Origin of the sequence: Amorphus coralli DSM 19760, assembly GCF_000374525.1 — a bacterium.
Taxonomy (GTDB): Bacteria; Pseudomonadota; Alphaproteobacteria; order Rhizobiales; family Amorphaceae; genus Amorphus; species Amorphus coralli.
This window is the reverse complement of the sequence record NZ_KB894571.1, coordinates 65,470-82,808: the sequence shown is the minus strand read 5'-3', so window position 1 is coordinate 82,808 and position 17,339 is coordinate 65,470. Positions and strand designations below refer to the sequence as shown.

Sequence of the window (17,339 nt, the reverse complement as noted above, 5' to 3'; positions counted from 1 at the left end):
TTGCGGCGTCAATATTGGCTGATTTCCGGGAAGAAGTCGATGCTGCGCTGCGATGAAGGCGTCGTCAAAATCGATGACGCTGATTTCCGTCTTTCGAAAAAACGAATTTGATACCGGAAGCGGCGTGCGGAAGGCTTGAGCAGACGATCTGAGGAGGAACACCGGTCCGACCGGGGCCGAAGCAGGGAGGCTCAAGCGTGCCCAAGAGTATCGTCGACCTGAACTGCGATCTCGGAGAGTCGTTCGGCCAGTGGGCGAACGCGGAGGCCTCCGACGAAGACCTGATGGATCTCATCACCTCGGCCAACGTCGCCACCGGCTTCCATGCCGGCGACCCGAACATCATGAATGCCGTGGTGCAGGGCGCGGTGGCGCGCGGAATCGGGATCGGTGCGCATCCCGGCTACGACGACATCCAGGGCTTCGGGCGGCGGCGCATCGACGCCAAGGCCGAGGAGCTCGTCAACGACATCCTCTACCAGGTGGGAGCGCTGCGCGAGTTCACCCGCCGCTACGGCGGCACGCTGCAGCACGTGAAGCCGCACGGCGCGCTCTACATGGAGGCGGCCCGCAACGCCGAGCTGTCGAGCCTGCTGGTGGAAGCGCTCGGCCGGTCGAGCCCCAACACCCCGATCTTCTGCATGGGCGCTTCGGAGACGTTCCGCGTCTGCAAGGCGGCGGGGCACCCGGTGATCCGCGAGTTCTATTCCGACCGCGACTACGCCGAGGACGGCACCATCGTCTTCACCCGCCACATGCGGGTCCTCGACCCGAAGGAGGTGGCCGAGCGCTGCGTCCGAGCCTGCACCACGGGCAAGGTGATGACCGCCTCCGGCGTCGACATCGACATCGAGTTCGAATCGATCTGCTTCCATTCCGACACGCCCGGAGCGCTCGCCATCGGAACGGCGATCCGCGACGCGCTCATCGAGAACGGGATCCGCATCATGCCGGCCGCGGAGGTGATGTCCGCCGCCGCCTGATCTGGCCGACCCGCACACCCCGCTTCCAGGAGGAAACCCAATGGCTGAAATCCGCTCCCCCATCCCCGGAACCTTCTATCGGCGGCCCTCGCCGGATGAGGCGCCCTACAAGGAGGTCGGTGACACGGTCGCCGTGGGCGAGGTGGTCGGGCTCGTTGAGGTGATGAAGTCCTTCATCGAGGTGAAGGCCGACACCGCCGGAACCATCACCGCGTTCAAGGTGGAGAACGAGGAACCCGTCACCGCCGGCGCCGTGCTGGCCGAGCTGGACGGCTGATCCCATGGCGCTCAGCCGCGTCTTTGTCGCCAACCGGGGCGAAATCGCCGTTCGCGTCGTGCACGCCGCCCATGCGCTCGGCATGGAGGCGGTGCAGGCCTACTCCGAGGCCGACGCCGACATGCTGGCCGTGCGGCTCGCCGATGCCTCCGTCTGTGTCGGCCCGCCCCAGGCGGCGAAATCCTACCTCAACGGCGAGGCCCTGATCGCCGCCGCCAAGGAGGCAGGCTGCGACGCGATCCATCCCGGCTACGGCTTCCTGTCGGAGAATGCCGCCTTCGCCGACGCGGTGGAGGCCGCCGGGCTCGTCTTCGTCGGACCGTCCGGCAAGACCATCTCCCGCATGGGCGACAAGGCGGCGGCCCGCGAGGCGGCCAAGGAGGCCGGCGTCCCGGTGGTCCCGGGCTCCGAAGGCCTGGTCGCCGACGAAGAGGCAGCCCTCGCCGCGGCCGAGACCGTCGGCTACCCGGTGATGGTCAAGGCCGCCGCCGGCGGTGGCGGGCGCGGCATCCGCATCGCGGCGGACGCCGACGAACTCAAGCGCATCGCCCCCCAGGCCCGCGCCGAGGCGAAGGCCGCCTTCGGCGACGGCAGCCTCTACCTGGAGCGGGTCATCACCGCGCCGCGCCACATCGAGGTGCAGGTGCTGGCCGACGGAACCAACGCCATCCACTGCTTCGAGCGCGAGTGCTCGCTGCAGCGCCGCCGCCAGAAGGTCTGGGAGGAGGCGCCCGCCGCCTGCCTCGACCAGGCCACTCGCGAGCGCATCTGCACGGCTGCCGCCGATCTGGCCCGCAGCGTCGGCTATCGCGGTGCCGGGACGGTGGAGTTCCTCTACGACGAGGCGGCCGGCGAATTCTACTTCATCGAGATGAACACCCGCATCCAGGTGGAGCACCCGGTGACCGAGATGGTCACCGGCATCGACCTGGTCGCCTGGATGCTCAGGATCGCCGGCGGCGAGAGCCTGTCGCTGTCGCAGGACGACGTGACGCTCGACGGCCACGCCATCGAGGTGCGCATCAACGCCGAAGACCCGGCGATGCAGTTCATGCCGTCGCCGGGCGTGGTGGAGACGGTGTCGGTGCCGCCGTCCGACGCGGTGCGCTTCGACACCATGCTCTACGACGGCTACGCGATCCCGCCCTTCTACGACTCGCTGCTCGGCAAGCTGATCGTCCATGCTGCGACCCGGGACGCGGCCATCGACGCGATGGCCGAGGCGCTGGAGGGGCTGACCATCGTCGGGCCGAAGACCACGATCCCGCTTCACAAGGCGCTCGCCCGCGACGCCTCGGTGCGGTCGGGCAAGGTGCACACCCAGTTCCTCGAGCCGTGGCTCGAAGCGTCGCCGCTTACGGCGGATTGAGGACAACAGAGGGAGGGGAGATGAAGACCCGGTATTCCTTCGGAGGAGACGAGCACATCTTCGTCGAAATGGACGAGGAGATGTCGCTCGACGCCTTCTTCAAGTCGCTCTCGATCAGCAACGCCGTGCGCGCTGCCAACATCGACGGCGTCACGGAGATCTGTCCGGCCAATGCCAGCTTCCAGGTCAAGTTCGACCCGGACCGGATCAAGCCGGACGACATGATGGCCGAGCTGAAGGCGCTGGAGTCCCACGCGGAGACGGCGGAGAAGCGGCTCACCACGCGCATCGTGGAGTTCCCGGTCTACTACCAGGATCCCTGGACCCACGAGACGCTCATGCGGTTCCGCGACCGGCACCAGGACTCGTCCGGGTCGGATCTCGATTACGCGGCGCGCATCAACGGCTTCGACACGGTGGAGGACTTCATCAAGGCGCACCATTCCGCGCCCTGGTTCGTGTCGATGGTCGGTTTCGTCTCCGGCCTGCCGTTCCTCTACCAGCTGGTGGAACGCGAGAAGCAGCTCGAGGTGCCGAAATATGTGCGGCCCCGGACCGACACGCCGAAGCAGACGGTCGGCTACGGCGGCTGCTTCTCCTGCATCTACTCGGTGCGCGGCGCCGGCGGCTACCAGATGTTCGGCATCACGCCGGTCACCATCTTCGATCCGAAGCAGGAGACCAGCTACCTGAAGGACTTCATGGTCTTCTTCAAGCCCGGCGACATCGTGAAGTTCTCGCCGATCGGGCGCGAGGAATACGACCACATCCTCGGCGAGGTCGAGGCGAACCGCTACACGCCGAAGATCAGGGAAGTCGACTTCGATCTGGCCGCCTTCGAGGCCGATCCGGAGGGGACCAACGCCAAGCTGATGGGGGCGCTCAATGTCGGTTAAGGTCGTCAACCCGGGCCTCTTCACCACGATCCAGGACCTCGGCCGGCCGGGCTATTTCCACCTCGGCATTCCGATCTCCGGCGGCATGGACCGCTACGCGGTGCGTGCCGCGAACCTGCTCGTCGGCAACGACGAGGGCGCGGCCGTGCTGGAAAGCGCCTTCATGGGGCCAACGCTGGAGTTCGAGTCCGATGCCACCGTCGCCGTCACCGGCGGCGAGATCCCGCCGAAGGTCGACGGCGAGGAGCGCGACTGCTGGACCGCCTTCAAGGTGAAGGCCGGGCAGGTGGTCTCCTTCGACTATCTGCGCCGCGGCGCACGCGCCTACATCGCCATTTCCGGCGGCATCGCGACGCCGAAATATCTCGACAGCCGGTCGACCTACCTGATCGGCGCGCTGGGCGGTGTCGAGGGCCGCGCGGTGGGCGTCGGCGACATGCTGCCGCTGGGCGAAAGCGCGGGGGCGCCGGAAGGCCGCACCGTTCCGGAGAAGCTCCGCCGCCTGCCGGGCTCCCCGGCGGAGCTGCGGGTGCTGCCGGGCCTCTACTGGCGGCTCATCACCGAGGAGGCGGGCCGCAACTTCTTCGAGGACGAGTGGAAGGTCGCGCCCGAGGCCGACCGGATGGGCGTGCGCTTCCGCGGCGGCCGGCCACTCTCCTTCAAGGAGCGCGAGCAGCCGTTCGGAGCGGGCTCCGATCCCTCCAACATCGTCGACGGCTGCTACAGCTACGGCTCCGTCCAGGTCCCCGGCGGCACCGAGCCGATCATCCTGCACCGCGACGCGGTGTCGGGCGGCGGCTACTTCACGCTGGGCGCGGTGATCTCCGCCGACATGGACCTGATCGGCCAGCTCCAGCCGCACACACCGACGCGCTTCGTCAGCGTCACCATGGACGAAGCCCTGACGGCGCGGGCCGACCGCGCCCGTCTCTACCAAGAGCTGAAGTCTGAGCTCGCCTGAACCAACAACAACCTTGCTGACCGGAGAGTGGAAATGAAGATGACGAGGATGAGCACCGTGCTGCTTGCCGGCGTCGCCATGATGGCGACCCCGGCCTTCGCGGCGGACGCCTGGTACCCGTACGACGCGCAGGAGGTCACCCCGGCGTTCTCGACCGACGGCGAGACGACCGACATGACCTACGAGGCTCTCGACAAGGCCGAGAAGCCCTGGAACATCTGCGTGTCCTTCCCGCACATGAAGGACGCCTACTGGCTCGGCGTCGACTACGGCGTCGTGGAGGAGGCCAAGCGGCTGGGCGTCAAGCTCAACGTGGTGGAAGCCGGCGGCTACACCGAGCTCAACAACCAGATCAACCAGATCGAGGACTGCGTGTCCGGCGGCGCCGACGCGGTCATCATCGGCGCGATCTCCTATGACGGCCTCAACAACGTCGTTTCCGAGCTGAAGGGCAAGGACGTCCCGGTGATCGACGTGATCAACGGCATGTCGTCGCCGGACCTGGCGGCCAAGTCGCTGGTGTCGTTCTACACGATGGGCGCGGAGACCGGTAAGTACCTGGCCGAGAAGCACCCGTCCGGCAGCGAGACGGTGAAGGTCGGCTGGTTCCCCGGACCGGCAGGCGCCGGCTGGGTGGAAGCCGCGCACAAGGGCTTCATGGAGGCCGTCGAGGGCTCCGCTGTCGAGGTGCTGGAGCCGCGCTACGGCGACACCGGCAAGGAAGCCCAGCAGCGCCTCGTAGAAGACGTGCTGCAGGCCGACCCGGACGTGAAGTACATCGCCGGCACCGCGGTGACGGCGGAGGCCGCCCAGGGGCTGCTGCGCGAGCGCGGGCTGATGGGCGACGTCGGCATCCTGTCCTTCTACATGACGCCGGGCGTCTACCAGGGCATCGAGCGCGGCTTCATCTCCGCCGCCCCGGCCGACTCCATGGTCATCCAGGGCCGCATCGCGGTCGACCAGGCCGTGCGCGTCCTCGAGGGCAAGGACTACGTCAAGCACGTGGGTCCGAAGATCTTCGTGGTCGACGAGGCCAACATCAAGGACGTGGCGCGCGACAACATCCTGCCGCCGGCCAACTTCAGCCCGGTGTTCTCGGTCAACTAGACCGGTTGCCAGCCTTGCCTGCCGGGGGCCGTGTGCTCCCGGCGGGCGGTCTTCCGGTTCGCCGGTCTCAGGGCCTGACCCTTCTCCTCTGCGGGATCGTTCGACGATGACCGAGGCTTCCGATCCAGTCCTGATCCGCACCCGCGGCCTGACCAAGCGCTATCCCGGCGTGGTCGCGCTCGACGCCGTCGACTTCGAGCTGCGCGCCGGTGAGGTGCACGTCCTCTTCGGCGAGAACGGGGCAGGAAAATCCACCCTCATCTCCATGGTTGCCGGCGCGTCGGAGCCCAGCGACGGCGTCATCGAGGTGCGCGGCGAGCCGGTCCAGTTCCGCAGCGTCGCCGACGCGCGGGAGAAAGGCATTTCCGCCGTCTTCCAGGAATTCTCGCTCGTGCCGACCATGTCGGTGGCGGAAAACATCTTCCTCGGCGACGAACCGGGACGCGGCATCTTCACCGACCGCGGCGCCATGCGGCGGCGTGCGCGGGAGCTGTTCGCCGAGCTCGACTTCGACATCGACCCCTACGCGAGCGTCGCGCGCCTCAGCCGCGCCCAGCAGCAGATGGTCGAGATCGCCAAGGCGTTCCACAGCGACGTCTCGATCCTCATCCTCGACGAGCCGACAGCCTCGCTGACCAACCACGAGGTCGATCATCTTTTCCGGGTGATCGAGAAGATGAAGGCCCGGGGCGTCGGCATCATCTACATCTCCCACCGGGTGCAGGAATTCGCCCGCATCGCCGAGCGCGTCACCGTGCTGCGCGACGGCGCGAAGATCGGCACCGTGGACATCGCCGACACCAGCGAAAGCCAGCTCGTGGAGATGATGACCGGCCGCGCCATCGCCGAGATCTATCCGGTCATCAAGCGCTCGCCGGCCGAACCGGTGCTTTCGGTGCGCAACCTGAGCGCGCCGGGGATCGATGACGTCAGCTTCGTTGTCCGGCCCGGAGAGGTGCTGGGCGTGGCCGGCCTCGTCGGCTCCGGCAAGTCGCGCTGCTTCCGCGCGCTGATGGGGCTGATCCCCACCGAGGGCGGCTCCGTCACGCTGAACGGATCCGACGTCACCGGCCGCTCCACCCGGCAGATGATGCGCGGCGGCGTCTACTATCTCACCGCAAACCGGAAGGCGGAGGGGCTGCAGCTGGCCTTCTCCGTTCGCAACAATCTCAGCCAGGGCGTGATGCCGGCGATGCCGTCGCGAGCGGGCCTCCTGCCGTGGGGCCGGATCGCGGCGAAGGTCGAGGCCATCGCCGAACAGGTGGCGCTGCCCGTGCCCTACCGCTCGCGCCTCGCCGCGCAACTGTCCGGCGGCAACCAGCAGAAGACGCTGTTCGGCCGCGGCCTCGGCTGGGACTACGACGTCTATATCCTCGACGAGCCGACCGTCGGCGTCGACATGGGCGCCCGCTCCGAGATCTACCGGCTGATCCGCGACCTCGCCGAGGCGGGCAAGGCGGTCATCGCGATTTCCTCCGACCTGCCGGAGGCCATGAACCTCGCTCACCGCCTGCTCGTCTTTTCCAAGGGGCGCATCGCGGCGGAGCTCGAGGGCGACGACATCAACGAGGCGAGCGTGCTCGCTCACTTTTTCGACGACGAGGGGAAGGCCGCATGAGCGATACCGTGTCTGCCGAGGGGAGGGGGAAGGGCCGGTCCGGCCTCGTCGCCATCCTGCGCTCCATCTTTCTCCGGCTGGGCGTGCTGCCCTTTTTCCTCGTCATCGCCATCGTGACGTTCTCGCTCTTGTCCGACCGCTTCCTCGCTGTCGGCAACTTCATGAACGTCTTCCGCCAGTCGGTGTACCTGCTGCTTGTCTCCATGGGACAGATGCTGGCGCTCCTGACGGGCGGCTTCGACCTTTCCGTCGGCGCGGTGATCGCGCTGACCTCGGTCACCGCCGCGCTGGTCATGGTGGCGCTGGCCGGGATCATGCCGGACGCGGTGTGGCTGGTGATAGCGCTGGGCTGTCTCGCGGGCCTGTTCGCCGCCTCCCTCGTGGGCGTCGTCAACGGCATCGGCGTGGCCTATTTCGGCGTCTCGCCGTTCATCATGACCCTCGGCGTGTCGTCCGTGGTGGCCGGCATCTCGCTGTTCCTCACCGGCGGCGTTCCGGTCTCCGGCATGCCGTTCGAGTTCGGCAACATCTTCGGCTTCGGCCGCTTGTTCGGGGTTCCGGTGCCGGTGCTGGTGGCGCTCGTCGTCATCGTCGCCATGTGGATCCTCATGGCGCGGACCCGGCTCGGCGCGCACATCTATGCCGTCGGCGGCAACGAGAAGGCGGCGAAGCTCTCCGCCATCGACACCAAGGCGACGCTGATGACCGCCTACGGGCTGTGCGCGCTGATCGCTTCGCTCACCGGCCTGCTGCTCACCGCGCGGGTGGAAAGCGGCGAAGCGAACCTCGGCGGCACTGTGGCGCTTGAATCGATCGCGGCTTGCGTGATTGCCGGCGTGTCGCTGCGCGGTGGCATCGGCCGGGTGGAGAACGTGGTGCTTGGCGCCATCTTCATCACGCTGGCCCAGAACGGCATGAACCTCGCCCAGGTCAGCTCCTACATGCAGATGGTGCTGCTCGGCGGCGTGCTGATCCTGGCCGTGGTGTTCGATCAGATCCGCTACCGGATGCTGATGGGGCGGGCCTGATCATGGTCGCCGCTCACGAGGCTCGACTGCACGTCGCCACATCGGTGGACGATGCGGTGGCGGTGCTGACAGAGGCCGGTGGCGACGCCGTTCCGATGGCCGGGGCCACCTGGCTGATGCGGGCCGAATTGCGCGACGAGCCGATCCGCCCGCTCTACGTGGCGCTCGGCCGGATCGAGGCGCTGAAGGGCGTCGAGATCGCCGCCGACGCCGTCTCCATCGGCGCCTGCGTTACCCATGCCGAGCTCGCCGGTGGGCTCGCCGGCCTGCCGGAGATGCGCGGCCTTGCCCAGGCGGCCGGCCACGCCGCAACGCCTGCGGTGCGCGCCGTGGCCACCGTCGGCGGCAATCTCGCCGCCTCCGGCTTCGCCGCCGCCGATCTTGCGCCGGCGCTTCTGGCGGCTGATGCCGAGGTTGAGGTCGCCGGGTCGAATGGCACCGAACGCCTGCCGCTTGCCGGCTATCTCGCCACCCGCGACCAGGCCGCCGCCGGCTCGCTCATCGTCCGCGTGATCGTCCCCCGCGGCGACTGCGTCAGCGCCCATACCCGCCTGCCGCTGCGGGTGGCCGGAGACTACCCGGTCGCCATCGTGTCGATGAACGTCGCCGTGTCGCCCGACGGCACCATCGCCGATCTCCGCATCGGTGTTGGCTCCGTCGAGCCGGTGGCGGCGCGCTGGACGGCGCTGGAAGAGGCGCTTGCGAGCCAGCCGCTCGATCCCGAGGCGGCGGCAACCGCTGCCCGGGAGCACGCCGGCGTCTTCGCGCCCCGTGATGGGGTCGAGGCCTCCGGCGCCTACCGCGTGCGGGTGCTGCCGGCGCTGGTACGCCGCGCCATTGAGGCGCTTGCCGCCTCCCGTTGAACGCCCTGTTGGGAGTGGAAGCCATGCCGGTGAATCTGGTCGTCAACGGAGAGGAGCGCGCCGTCGCGGCGCCGCCTCTCACGCCGCTCGCGGACGTGCTGCGCGACACCTTCTTCCTGACCGGCGCCAAGCACGTCTGCGGCGAGGGCTTCTGCGGCGCCTGCACCGTCCTGGTCGACGGCAAGCCCGCCGTCTCCTGCCTGACGCCCGTCGGGCTGCTGGAGGGGAGCGAGATCCGCACCGTGGAATTGCTGGCTGATCCCTCCGGCGATCTTTCGCCGCTGCAGGCCGCCATGGAACGCCACGACGCCGTCCAGTGCGGCATGTGCTTTCCCGGCATCCTGATGAGCCTCACCGCGCTCTTCGAGACCGACGCCGCGCCCTCGCGCGACACCGTGCGCACGGCACTGGCCGGCAATATCTGCCGCTGCACCGGCTATGAACGCATCGTCGAGGCGGCGCTGTCGGTCTGCCAGCCGGAGGCCGCGCAATGAACGCTCCCGTCATCGGCGCCGACCTCGCCCGCCGCGATGCCGGCGACAAGCTGCGCGGCCGCACCCGCTTCACCATCGACCGCGCCGCCGCCGGGATGCTGCATGCCGCCGTGCGCCGCGCCGACGTGGCGTCGGCCCGCATCGTCTCCATCGACACCGCCGCCGCCCGCGCCATGCCGGGCGTCCGCGCCGTCGTCACCGCCGAAGACGCGCCGGGCCGCTACGGCGTCGCCATCGCCGACCATCCGCTGTTCGCCGTCGACCGGATCCGTTTCCACGGCGAGCCGCTCGCCGCCGTCGCCGCCGACACCTTCGCCCAGGCCCGCGCCGCGGCCGACGCCATCGTCGTGGAGCTGGAGGAGCTGCCGGCCGCCGTCACCATGGCCGAGGCGCTCGCGCCCGATGCGCCGGAGATCCATCCCGGCTGGGCCGACTACGAGGAGCTGTTTCCAGGCGGCAAGCGGGCCGGAAACGTGGCCTGGGAGGCGACGGTGGAGCGCGGCGACACCGATGCGGCCTTCGCCCGCGACGACGTCACCGTGGTGGAGAGCACCTTCCGGGTCGGCCGGCAGAACCAGACGCCGCTGGAGCCGCGTGCCTGCGTCGCCTCCTTCGAGGACGGCCGCTTCCACATCGAGACCTCCACCCAGGTGCCCTGGGCGGTGCGCGACACCACCGCCAAGCTGCTCGGCATCGCGCCCTCCGACGTGCGCGTCACGGTGCCGGCGGTGGGCGGCGGTTTCGGCCTGAAGTTCGAGTTCGCCGTGGAGCCGTTCGCGGCGCTGCTGGCGCGCGCCTCGGGGCGTCCCGTCCGCCTCGTCAACACCCGGCGCGACGAGATGCAGACGGCGCTCTGCCGCGAGAACGCGGAGATCCGCATCCGCTCGGCGGTGACGGACGAGGGCGAGATCGTCGGCCGCGAGGCCGTGGTGCTGATGGACTGCGGCGCCTATGGCGGCGAGACGCCGTTCCTGACGACGATGACGGCGCACACGCTGGGCGGCAACTACCGGCTCGGCTCGGTGAAGCTGCTCTCCACCGCAGTCTACACCAACACCGCGCCGACCGGCGCCTTCCGCGCCTGCAACGGCACCTACAACACCTTCGCGCTGGAGCGCCACACCGACGAGATCTGCGCCGCCATCGGCATGGATCCGCTGGAGTTCCGCCGTCGGGCCGTCATCGGCAACCGGTCCCTCGGCTCCACCGGCCAGGTCTTCGAGGGCGACGTGCTCGCCCCGATGCTCGACCGGATGGCGGCGCTGAAGGCCCGCACGCCCTCACGCGAGGCGGACGCCGACGGCCGCCTCTACGGCCGCGCCACCGTCGTCGGCACCTGGTTCATCTTCGTCGGACCGTCCGCCGCGACCGTCAATCTGAACCCGGACGGCCGGGTGACGCTGGTAACCTCGGGCGTCGAGATCGGCTCTGGCTCGATGATGCAGGCGCTGCCGCAGATCGTTTCCGACGCCCTCGGCCTGCAGCCCGCCGACGTCACCGTCCGGGCCGCCGACACGGACGCCGCCGGCTACGACGTGGGCATCGGCGGCGGCCGCCAGACCGTCTCCCTCGGCGCCGCCAGCACCGCCGCCTGCGCGGAGGTGAAGAAGAAGATCCTCAACATCGCCTCCGACATGCTGGAGGCCGATCCGGGCGACCTGGAACTGGCCGACGGCCACGTCTCCATCGCCGGCATTCCCGATCGAAAGGTCTCGGTCGCGGCGGTCGCGGCCCGAGCCCAGGTGTCCACGGGCCCGATCTCCGGCAACGGCGCCTTCACCGGCCCCGGCACCGCCGCCATGCCCGGCTGCGCCGCCGGCCACATGATCGAGGCCCTCGACCTGCCGGTCTTCGCCGTCCACGACTGCGAGGTCGCCGTCGATCCAGATACCGGCCACGTGGAGATCCTGAGCTATGCGGTGGTGCAGGACGTCGGCCGGGCCATCAATCCCCGGGCGATCTTCGGCCAGATCCAGGGCGGGGTGGTGCAGGGCCTCGGCTATGCGCTGCACGAGGAAATCACAATCGATGCGCAAGGCCGCATCCGCCAGCAGGGCTTCGAGACCTACCACGTGCCACTCGCGCCCGACGTGGTGCCGGTGGAGATCGACCTCTACGAGGGCGCGCCGTCCATCGGCCCGCTCGGCACCAAGGGGGCGGGCGAGGTGCCCATCCTCAACGTCGCCGCCGCCGTCGCCTGCGCGGTGTCGAATGCCACCGGCGCACGGGTGCAGCAGATCCCGCTGACGCCGCCGCGCGTGCTCGGGCTCATCGACGGCACCGAGCCGGCGCCCGATCTCTCTCACATCGATCCGGACTGGTCCGCCAACCGGCTGGGCTGACGCAACCCGCCGGTTGCCGCCCGGAGGAACAAAAGCGGGCGCATTGCCGTTCTGATCGCGCCGAGATTGTCCGTAGCCGGCTCCGGCTGCGGCGACCCGGCGTCGTCGGATGTTGCGGATCGCCCCATGTCAGCCAATCGCCGCAGCGCGCGGGACGCGCGCGCATGACCGCCCATTGCCCGTCGGTGTTCCCCGCCGACCCGATCCTGCTTCTCGACCTGCCTCCGTTCACCGGCAGCCGCGCGCTGTCGCCTCCAGCGATGGCCCGCTGGGCCGCCGGGTGCCGCTATGCCGTTGCCATTCCCGCACGCAACGAGGAGGAGGCCATCGGCCCCTGCCTGCAGGCGGTCGTCGGCAGCATGCGCGCCGCGCGCCGCGCCGGCGGCGTGGTGGTTCTGGTCAACAATTCCACGGACGACACTTATGCCCGGGCCTGCCGCATCCTCTCCGAGAGCGGGCTCGCGCACCTGGTGCTGTCGGTTGGCTTTCCCGAGCCGCTCGCCAATGCGGGGACGGCGCGGCGGCTGGCGCTGGACCTCGCGTCGGCTCTGATCGATCCGCGCGGCACGCTGATGACCACCGATGCCGACACCCGGGTCGGCCGGGGCTGGGTCGATGCGAACCTCGCCGGCATCGATCGCGGTGCCGACCTGGTGTGCGGGGCGATCGACATCGATCCGGTGGAAGCCGGGCCGGTGCTGGCGCTGATGGGGCCGGGCTATCGCTCGGAAGCCGAGTATGTCGACCTCAGCATCGAACTCGGTGCGCGGCTCGACCCGCGCGCCCACGATCCGCTGCCGCGGCATCGCTGCGCCGGCGGCGCCAGCCTCGCCGTGCGCCGGTCCGTTTACAGCGAGATCGGCGGCATGCCGACACTGGCCTGCGGCGAGGACAGGGCCTTCGTGGCCGCGGCCGAGGCGCGCGATTTGTTCGTCACCTACTCTTCGGACGCCCGGGTGACGACCTCGTTCCGGCTCGACGGTCGCGCATCCGGCGGCATGGCCACGACGCTGGCCGAACGCCTCGCCGGCGATCACGCGCCCGCCGACGACACGGTGGAGCCGGCGTCGCGGGCGGCGCTGAGGGCATGGGCGCGGGGCAGGCTGCGCGGCTGTTTCGAGGCGCGGCTGCCGTTCGGCGCGGAGGTGCTGCGGGCGCTCGGGGTGACCCCGGGGAACGAAGCGTCGGCATCGGGGCTTTTCTTCGGAGAGGTCTGGCGAAGGATCGAGGAGCGAAGCCCGCTGCTCGAGCGTCAGCGCATCAGCCTCGCGCGGGTGGCCGACGAACTGCCGGCCATGCGGCGTTTGGTGACATCGCTGCGGGGAGGCGGACCGGTCCCGGCCACGCCGAACGAAGCCCGACGCTGGATCGCGCATTGCTGCGCAAGGGAGACTGAACATGGGTGAACCCATCGCGATTCTGCGCGAAGCCGCGCGAGCAACACCGGGTCGCGCGGTCGAGGCGGATGCCTTCGCCGAGATCGAGACCCATGCCGCCGCTGCCGACCGCGGCGAGGAGGATCTCGCCCCGTCCATCGCCGTTCTGCGCCGCGCCGGGATCCTCGCCCGGCTCGCAACCTATGCCGATCCGTGGCCGGATGCCGCCCTCGTCGACGGGATCGTCAGCCTCCTGCGCCGGATCGGCCGTGCCAACCTCTCCGTTGGTCGGCTCGTCGAAGGCCATCTCAACGCGCTGCGCCTCGTGGCGCTCTATGCCAGCCCGCTGCAGCGCGCGTCGGTGAAGGCCGCAGTTGCGGATGGCGCGATCCTGGGTGTCTGGGGCGCTGACGGGGCGCGGCCGCTCACCGTCACGCAGGAGGCGGGCACGCTGGTCCTGTCGGGCGAAAAGCGGTTCGCGTCCGGGCTCGGCGTCGTGTCTCCGGCCATCGTCTCCGTGCGCACCGACGACGGTCCGCAGCTCTATCTCGTGGCGACCGATTTGCGCGACCGGATGGACATGACCTCGTGGACCACTTCGGGCATGAAGGCGACGCTCTCCGGCACCTACACCTTCGATGGCGTCGCCCTCGACGCGCAGGCCCGCCTCGGGGACCCCGGGGACTGGCTGCGCGAGCCGCATTTCGAGGGCGGGGTCTGGCGCTACTGCGCGCTGCACGTCGGCGGCATGGAATCGCTGGCGGAATGCGCGCGCCAGCACGCGAAGGCCGGCGGATTTGCCGACGAGCCGATCACCGCCGCCCGCCTGGCCGACCTGGCGATGGTCTGCGAAACCGGCCGGCTGTGGGTGGAGGCGGCAGCGCGCCGGGTGGAACGCCCCGGCGCCGGCGACACGGAGGTCGCGTACGTCCTGCTCGCCCGCGAGGCGGTGGAGCGCGCCTGCCTGACGGTCATGGAGACCGTGGACCGGCTGATCGGCGCGGCGTCCTTCTTCGAGGGTCACCCGGCCGACCGCATCCGGCGCGACCTCGGCTTCTTCCTGCGCCAGGCCAATCTCGACGGGAAGCGCGCCAAGGCCGCCGCACGGATCGCCGCGAGCGACGCGCCGATGGGAGAGATCTGGTGAGGGCGGCGCGCGGTCCGCTTCTCGATCTCGCGGCCGAGGCCCCGTGGGTGGCGGGCGAGGATCTGACCGGCCCGGGGACAGTGCTGGTGCTTGCGCCGCATCCCGACGACGAGGCGCTGGGCTGCGGCGCGGCCATCGTGCAGGCGCGCGCGGCGGGCCACCGGGTGGTGGTGGCGGTGATGACCGACGGGCGCCGCTCGCATCCCAACTCGCAAACACATGGGCCCGAGGCGCTTGCCGCACTGCGGCGCTCGGAGGTGGAGCGGTCGGTGGAGATCCTCACCGGCACCGCGGACGCGATGCTGTGGCTGGGCGTTCCCGATTGCGCGTTGCCCAAGGCGGAGGGCGAGATCGCGCCGCTGGTCGATGCGCTGGCCGGACTGGTGGACCATGTCGGCGCGACCGCGCTGTGGTCGGCCTGGGGCGGCGATCCCCATTGCGATCACGAGGCGACGGCGTCGATCGCCGCCAGCCTGTGCCGCCGCCGGCCCGACCTGCAGCATTTCAGCTACCCGGTCTGGGGACGGTTCGCGGACGCGGTGCCGGACCGGCTGAGCCGCGCCGGCACCCTCGTGAGGCTGGAGACATCCGGCGAGCGGGACCGCAAGCAGGCGGCGGTGGCGGCGCACCGCTCGCAGATGACGGGACTGATCGACGACGATCCGGACGGGTTCCTGATGGAGCCCGCGTTGCAGCACCACTTCATCGAGGCGCCGGAGATCTTCATCCGGGAGGGGCGCCCGTGAGCGACCGACGTGAGGTCTTCGACGGTCTGTACCGGACCGATCCCGACCCGTGGGGCTACGAGACCAGCCTCTACGAGCGCGACAAATACCGCACCACGCTCGCGGCGTTGCCGAACGAGCATTATCTCAGCACCCTCGAGATCGGCTGTTCGATTGCCGTCCTCGGTGAGCTGCTCGCTCTGCGCAGCGGCCGGTACGTGGGTGTCGACGTGTCACCGGTGGCGGCGGACGTCGCGGCGCGCCGCCTGGCCGACGTGCCCGGCGCGGAGATCGTCGTGGGCGAGGTGCCGGAGGATTGGCCGGACGGGCGTTACGATCTCATCGTGCTGTCGGAGGTCCTGTACTTCCTGTCGGCGCCCGAGATCGCGGAGCTTGCGAAGCACGTTGCCCGGGACCTGGTGCCGGGGGGCGATTGCGTGATCGTCAACTGGCTGGGCGAATGCGACACAGACCTGGACGGTGACGAGGCCGGGCAGCTGTTCCTGGACGAGTTGCGGCTGCACGGGCTCGTGCAGCTGAAGCACGACTATCTGCATCCGCGCTACCGGCTCACCGTGGTGCGGCTGGGATAGCGATCTCTGCGCCTCAGAAGATCGCGAAATACTCGCTCTGTTCCCACTCCGAGACGGTCATGAGGTAACGGTCCCACTCGGCCCGCTTGATGGTGGCGAGATAGCGGACGACGTCCTCGCCGAGAGCCTGCTTGTAGAAATCGCTCGTCTCGAAGCGTTCGATGGCCGCGATCAGGCTCTTCGGCAGGGCCTTCGCATTGCTGGTGTAGGGATTCTCGACCGGGGCGGGCGCGGTGAGGCCGCTTTCGATGCCGTCGAGGCCGCCGAGGATCTGCGAGGCGAAGAAAAGGTAGGGATTGGCGGCCGGCTCGGCGACCCGGTTCTCGATGCGGCTCGCCTTGTCGCCCGGCGCCATCAGCGCACGGATCATGGCGCCCTTGTTGTCGCGGCCCCACTGAACCCTGTCCGGCGCCAGAAGGTTCGGCTGGTAGCGCTTGTAGCCGTTTACCGTCGGCGTGGTGAGCAGACAGCTTTCCTCTGCGTGGGCGAGAAGCCCGGCGATCCAGGCACTCGCCGTGGGCGACAGGCTGCCGTCGTCGGCGGGCATGAACAGGTTGCCGCCGGATGCGGTATCGACGATCGACTGGTGCAGGTGCCAGCCGCTGGGGACGGCGTTCTCGAGCTTGGGCCGGCACATGAAGGTCGCGTGCAGGCCCTTGCGGCGGCACACCTCTTTCACCATCGAGCGGAACACCACCATGGCATCGGCATGGGCCAGCGGACCGTCCGGCTCGAAGGTGAACTCGAACTGGCTCGGGCCGAACTCCGCCTCCATGGAGCGCACCGGCAGGTCCAGCCCCTGGGCCGCCCGGCGCAGGTCGTCCATGACGTCCTCGAGGACGTCGTAGCGGGATTCCGTCAGGTACTGGTAGCCGTGGGAAAGGAGGCTCGTCGACGGCGGAGCGGCCGGCATGCCGGCGTCGGAGTGGGCGAGGCGTGGATCCTCGACCCTGAGGACGTGGAACTCTACCTCCAGGCCGCAGACCATCGTCTTGCCGGCGTCTGCCAGCCGGGCGCTGGCCGATTTCAGAATCGAGCGCGAGGAGAAGGGCAGCGGCGCGCCGTCCTTGTAGGCCACGTCGCAAAGGATGGAGGCGGAGTGCGGCGACCAGGGCAGCACCCGGAAGGTGGTGGGGTCCGGCACCATGAGCACGTCGCCGGCGCCGGTAAGCGTGCCCGCACCGAAGCCGATGTCGTCGCTCCAGACGGGGAATACTGTGCGGTGGGAGGTGTCCTTGAGGAGCAATGTCGAGGTGATCGCCACGCCGTTCCTGAAGGCGGAGGCGAGCCCGGAGGCGACGATCGCCTTGCCGCGCAGGATGCCGTGCTGATCGACGAAGGCGAGGCGGATCGTCTCCAGCCCGAGATTGTCGACCTTCTCAAGCACCGAGCGGGCGGCATCAAACCCTGCCCCGTCGAGAAGGCCGCAGCCGCCCACCAGTCCGTCGTCGAGCGTGACCCCGCCGGAACGCGCCATCTCAAATCCTCAAGGCTTGGTGCGGCGGCTGGCCGCGAAACGGGACCCGCAACGGGGCATACGGGTGGTTCCGACCGACCTCC

Annotated in this window: 16 protein-coding genes; 15 read left to right on the top strand and 1 reads right to left on the bottom strand. The window is 69.6% G+C overall.

What is annotated here, in order from left to right:
* Positions 1-197 precede the first annotated feature (197 nt).
* From C507_RS0104440 to C507_RS23225, 15 genes are all read left to right on the top strand, one after another.
* The gene (locus tag C507_RS0104440; protein ID WP_018698456.1) at positions 198-983 is read left to right on the top strand and encodes a 5-oxoprolinase subunit PxpA; all 786 of its coding nucleotides are present in this window, start codon (positions 198-200) and stop codon (positions 981-983) included.
* 40 nt (positions 984-1,023) lie between these two features.
* Positions 1,024-1,260 carry an acetyl-CoA carboxylase gene (locus tag C507_RS0104435; RefSeq protein ID WP_018698455.1) on the top strand — a complete coding sequence of 79 codons (237 nt, stop codon included), beginning with the start codon at positions 1,024-1,026 and terminating at the stop codon, positions 1,258-1,260.
* A gap of 4 nt (positions 1,261-1,264) precedes the next feature.
* Complete coding sequence (locus tag C507_RS0104430; RefSeq protein ID WP_018698454.1) at positions 1,265-2,629, top strand: acetyl-CoA carboxylase biotin carboxylase subunit; 1,365 nt, start codon at positions 1,265-1,267, stop codon at positions 2,627-2,629.
* A 20-nt stretch (positions 2,630-2,649) separates the two neighbouring features.
* A complete protein-coding gene (locus C507_RS0104425; protein WP_018698453.1) occupies positions 2,650-3,525 on the top strand; it encodes a 5-oxoprolinase subunit B family protein in 876 nt (291 codons plus the stop codon).
* Positions 3,515-4,486, top strand: coding sequence for a 5-oxoprolinase subunit C family protein (locus C507_RS0104420; RefSeq protein WP_018698452.1), 972 nt, complete (start codon positions 3,515-3,517; stop codon positions 4,484-4,486). The genes C507_RS0104425 and C507_RS0104420 overlap by 11 nt, the downstream gene beginning before the upstream one ends.
* Positions 4,487-4,525: 39 nt before the next feature.
* Complete coding sequence (gene torT, locus C507_RS0104415) at positions 4,526-5,593, top strand: TMAO reductase system periplasmic protein TorT (protein ID WP_210162106.1); 1,068 nt, start codon at positions 4,526-4,528, stop codon at positions 5,591-5,593.
* 106 nt (positions 5,594-5,699) lie between these two features.
* The gene (locus C507_RS0104410) at positions 5,700-7,211 is read left to right on the top strand and encodes a sugar ABC transporter ATP-binding protein (RefSeq protein ID WP_018698450.1); all 1,512 of its coding nucleotides are present in this window, start codon (positions 5,700-5,702) and stop codon (positions 7,209-7,211) included.
* The gene (locus C507_RS0104405; protein ID WP_018698449.1) at positions 7,208-8,239 is read left to right on the top strand and encodes an ABC transporter permease; all 1,032 of its coding nucleotides are present in this window, start codon (positions 7,208-7,210) and stop codon (positions 8,237-8,239) included. The genes C507_RS0104410 and C507_RS0104405 overlap by 4 nt, the downstream gene beginning before the upstream one ends.
* 2 nt (positions 8,240-8,241) lie before the next feature.
* Positions 8,242-9,102 (top strand): FAD binding domain-containing protein, encoded by an 861-nt coding sequence (locus C507_RS0104400; RefSeq protein WP_018698448.1) that lies wholly within the window; start codon positions 8,242-8,244, stop codon positions 9,100-9,102.
* A gap of 23 nt (positions 9,103-9,125) precedes the next feature.
* Positions 9,126-9,596: a (2Fe-2S)-binding protein gene (locus C507_RS0104395; RefSeq protein ID WP_018698447.1), complete on the top strand. Its 471-nt coding sequence runs from the start codon at positions 9,126-9,128 to the stop codon at positions 9,594-9,596.
* Entirely contained in the window at positions 9,593-11,938 is a 2,346-nt protein-coding gene (locus C507_RS0104390; RefSeq protein WP_018698446.1) for a xanthine dehydrogenase family protein molybdopterin-binding subunit, read from the top strand. Before C507_RS0104395 ends, C507_RS0104390 begins: the two co-directional genes overlap by 4 nt.
* 164 nt (positions 11,939-12,102) lie before the next feature.
* Positions 12,103-13,344 (top strand): glycosyltransferase family protein, encoded by a 1,242-nt coding sequence (locus C507_RS20335; RefSeq protein ID WP_018698445.1) that lies wholly within the window; start codon positions 12,103-12,105, stop codon positions 13,342-13,344.
* A complete protein-coding gene (locus C507_RS0104380) occupies positions 13,337-14,461 on the top strand; it encodes an acyl-CoA dehydrogenase family protein (RefSeq protein ID WP_018698444.1) in 1,125 nt (374 codons plus the stop codon). The genes C507_RS20335 and C507_RS0104380 overlap by 8 nt, the downstream gene beginning before the upstream one ends.
* Positions 14,458-15,207 (top strand): PIG-L deacetylase family protein, encoded by a 750-nt coding sequence (locus C507_RS20330; RefSeq protein WP_018698443.1) that lies wholly within the window; start codon positions 14,458-14,460, stop codon positions 15,205-15,207. The genes C507_RS0104380 and C507_RS20330 overlap by 4 nt, the downstream gene beginning before the upstream one ends.
* The gene (locus C507_RS23225; RefSeq protein WP_018698442.1) at positions 15,204-15,779 is read left to right on the top strand and encodes a class I SAM-dependent DNA methyltransferase; all 576 of its coding nucleotides are present in this window, start codon (positions 15,204-15,206) and stop codon (positions 15,777-15,779) included. The genes C507_RS20330 and C507_RS23225 overlap by 4 nt, the downstream gene beginning before the upstream one ends.
* Positions 15,780-15,792: 13 nt before the next feature.
* On the opposite strand, the gene C507_RS0104365 is transcribed toward C507_RS23225, so the two are convergent.
* Positions 15,793-17,256 carry a glutamine synthetase family protein gene (locus tag C507_RS0104365; protein ID WP_018698441.1) on the bottom strand — a complete coding sequence of 488 codons (1,464 nt, stop codon included), beginning with the start codon at positions 17,254-17,256 and terminating at the stop codon, positions 15,793-15,795.
* Positions 17,257-17,339 lie beyond the last annotated feature (83 nt).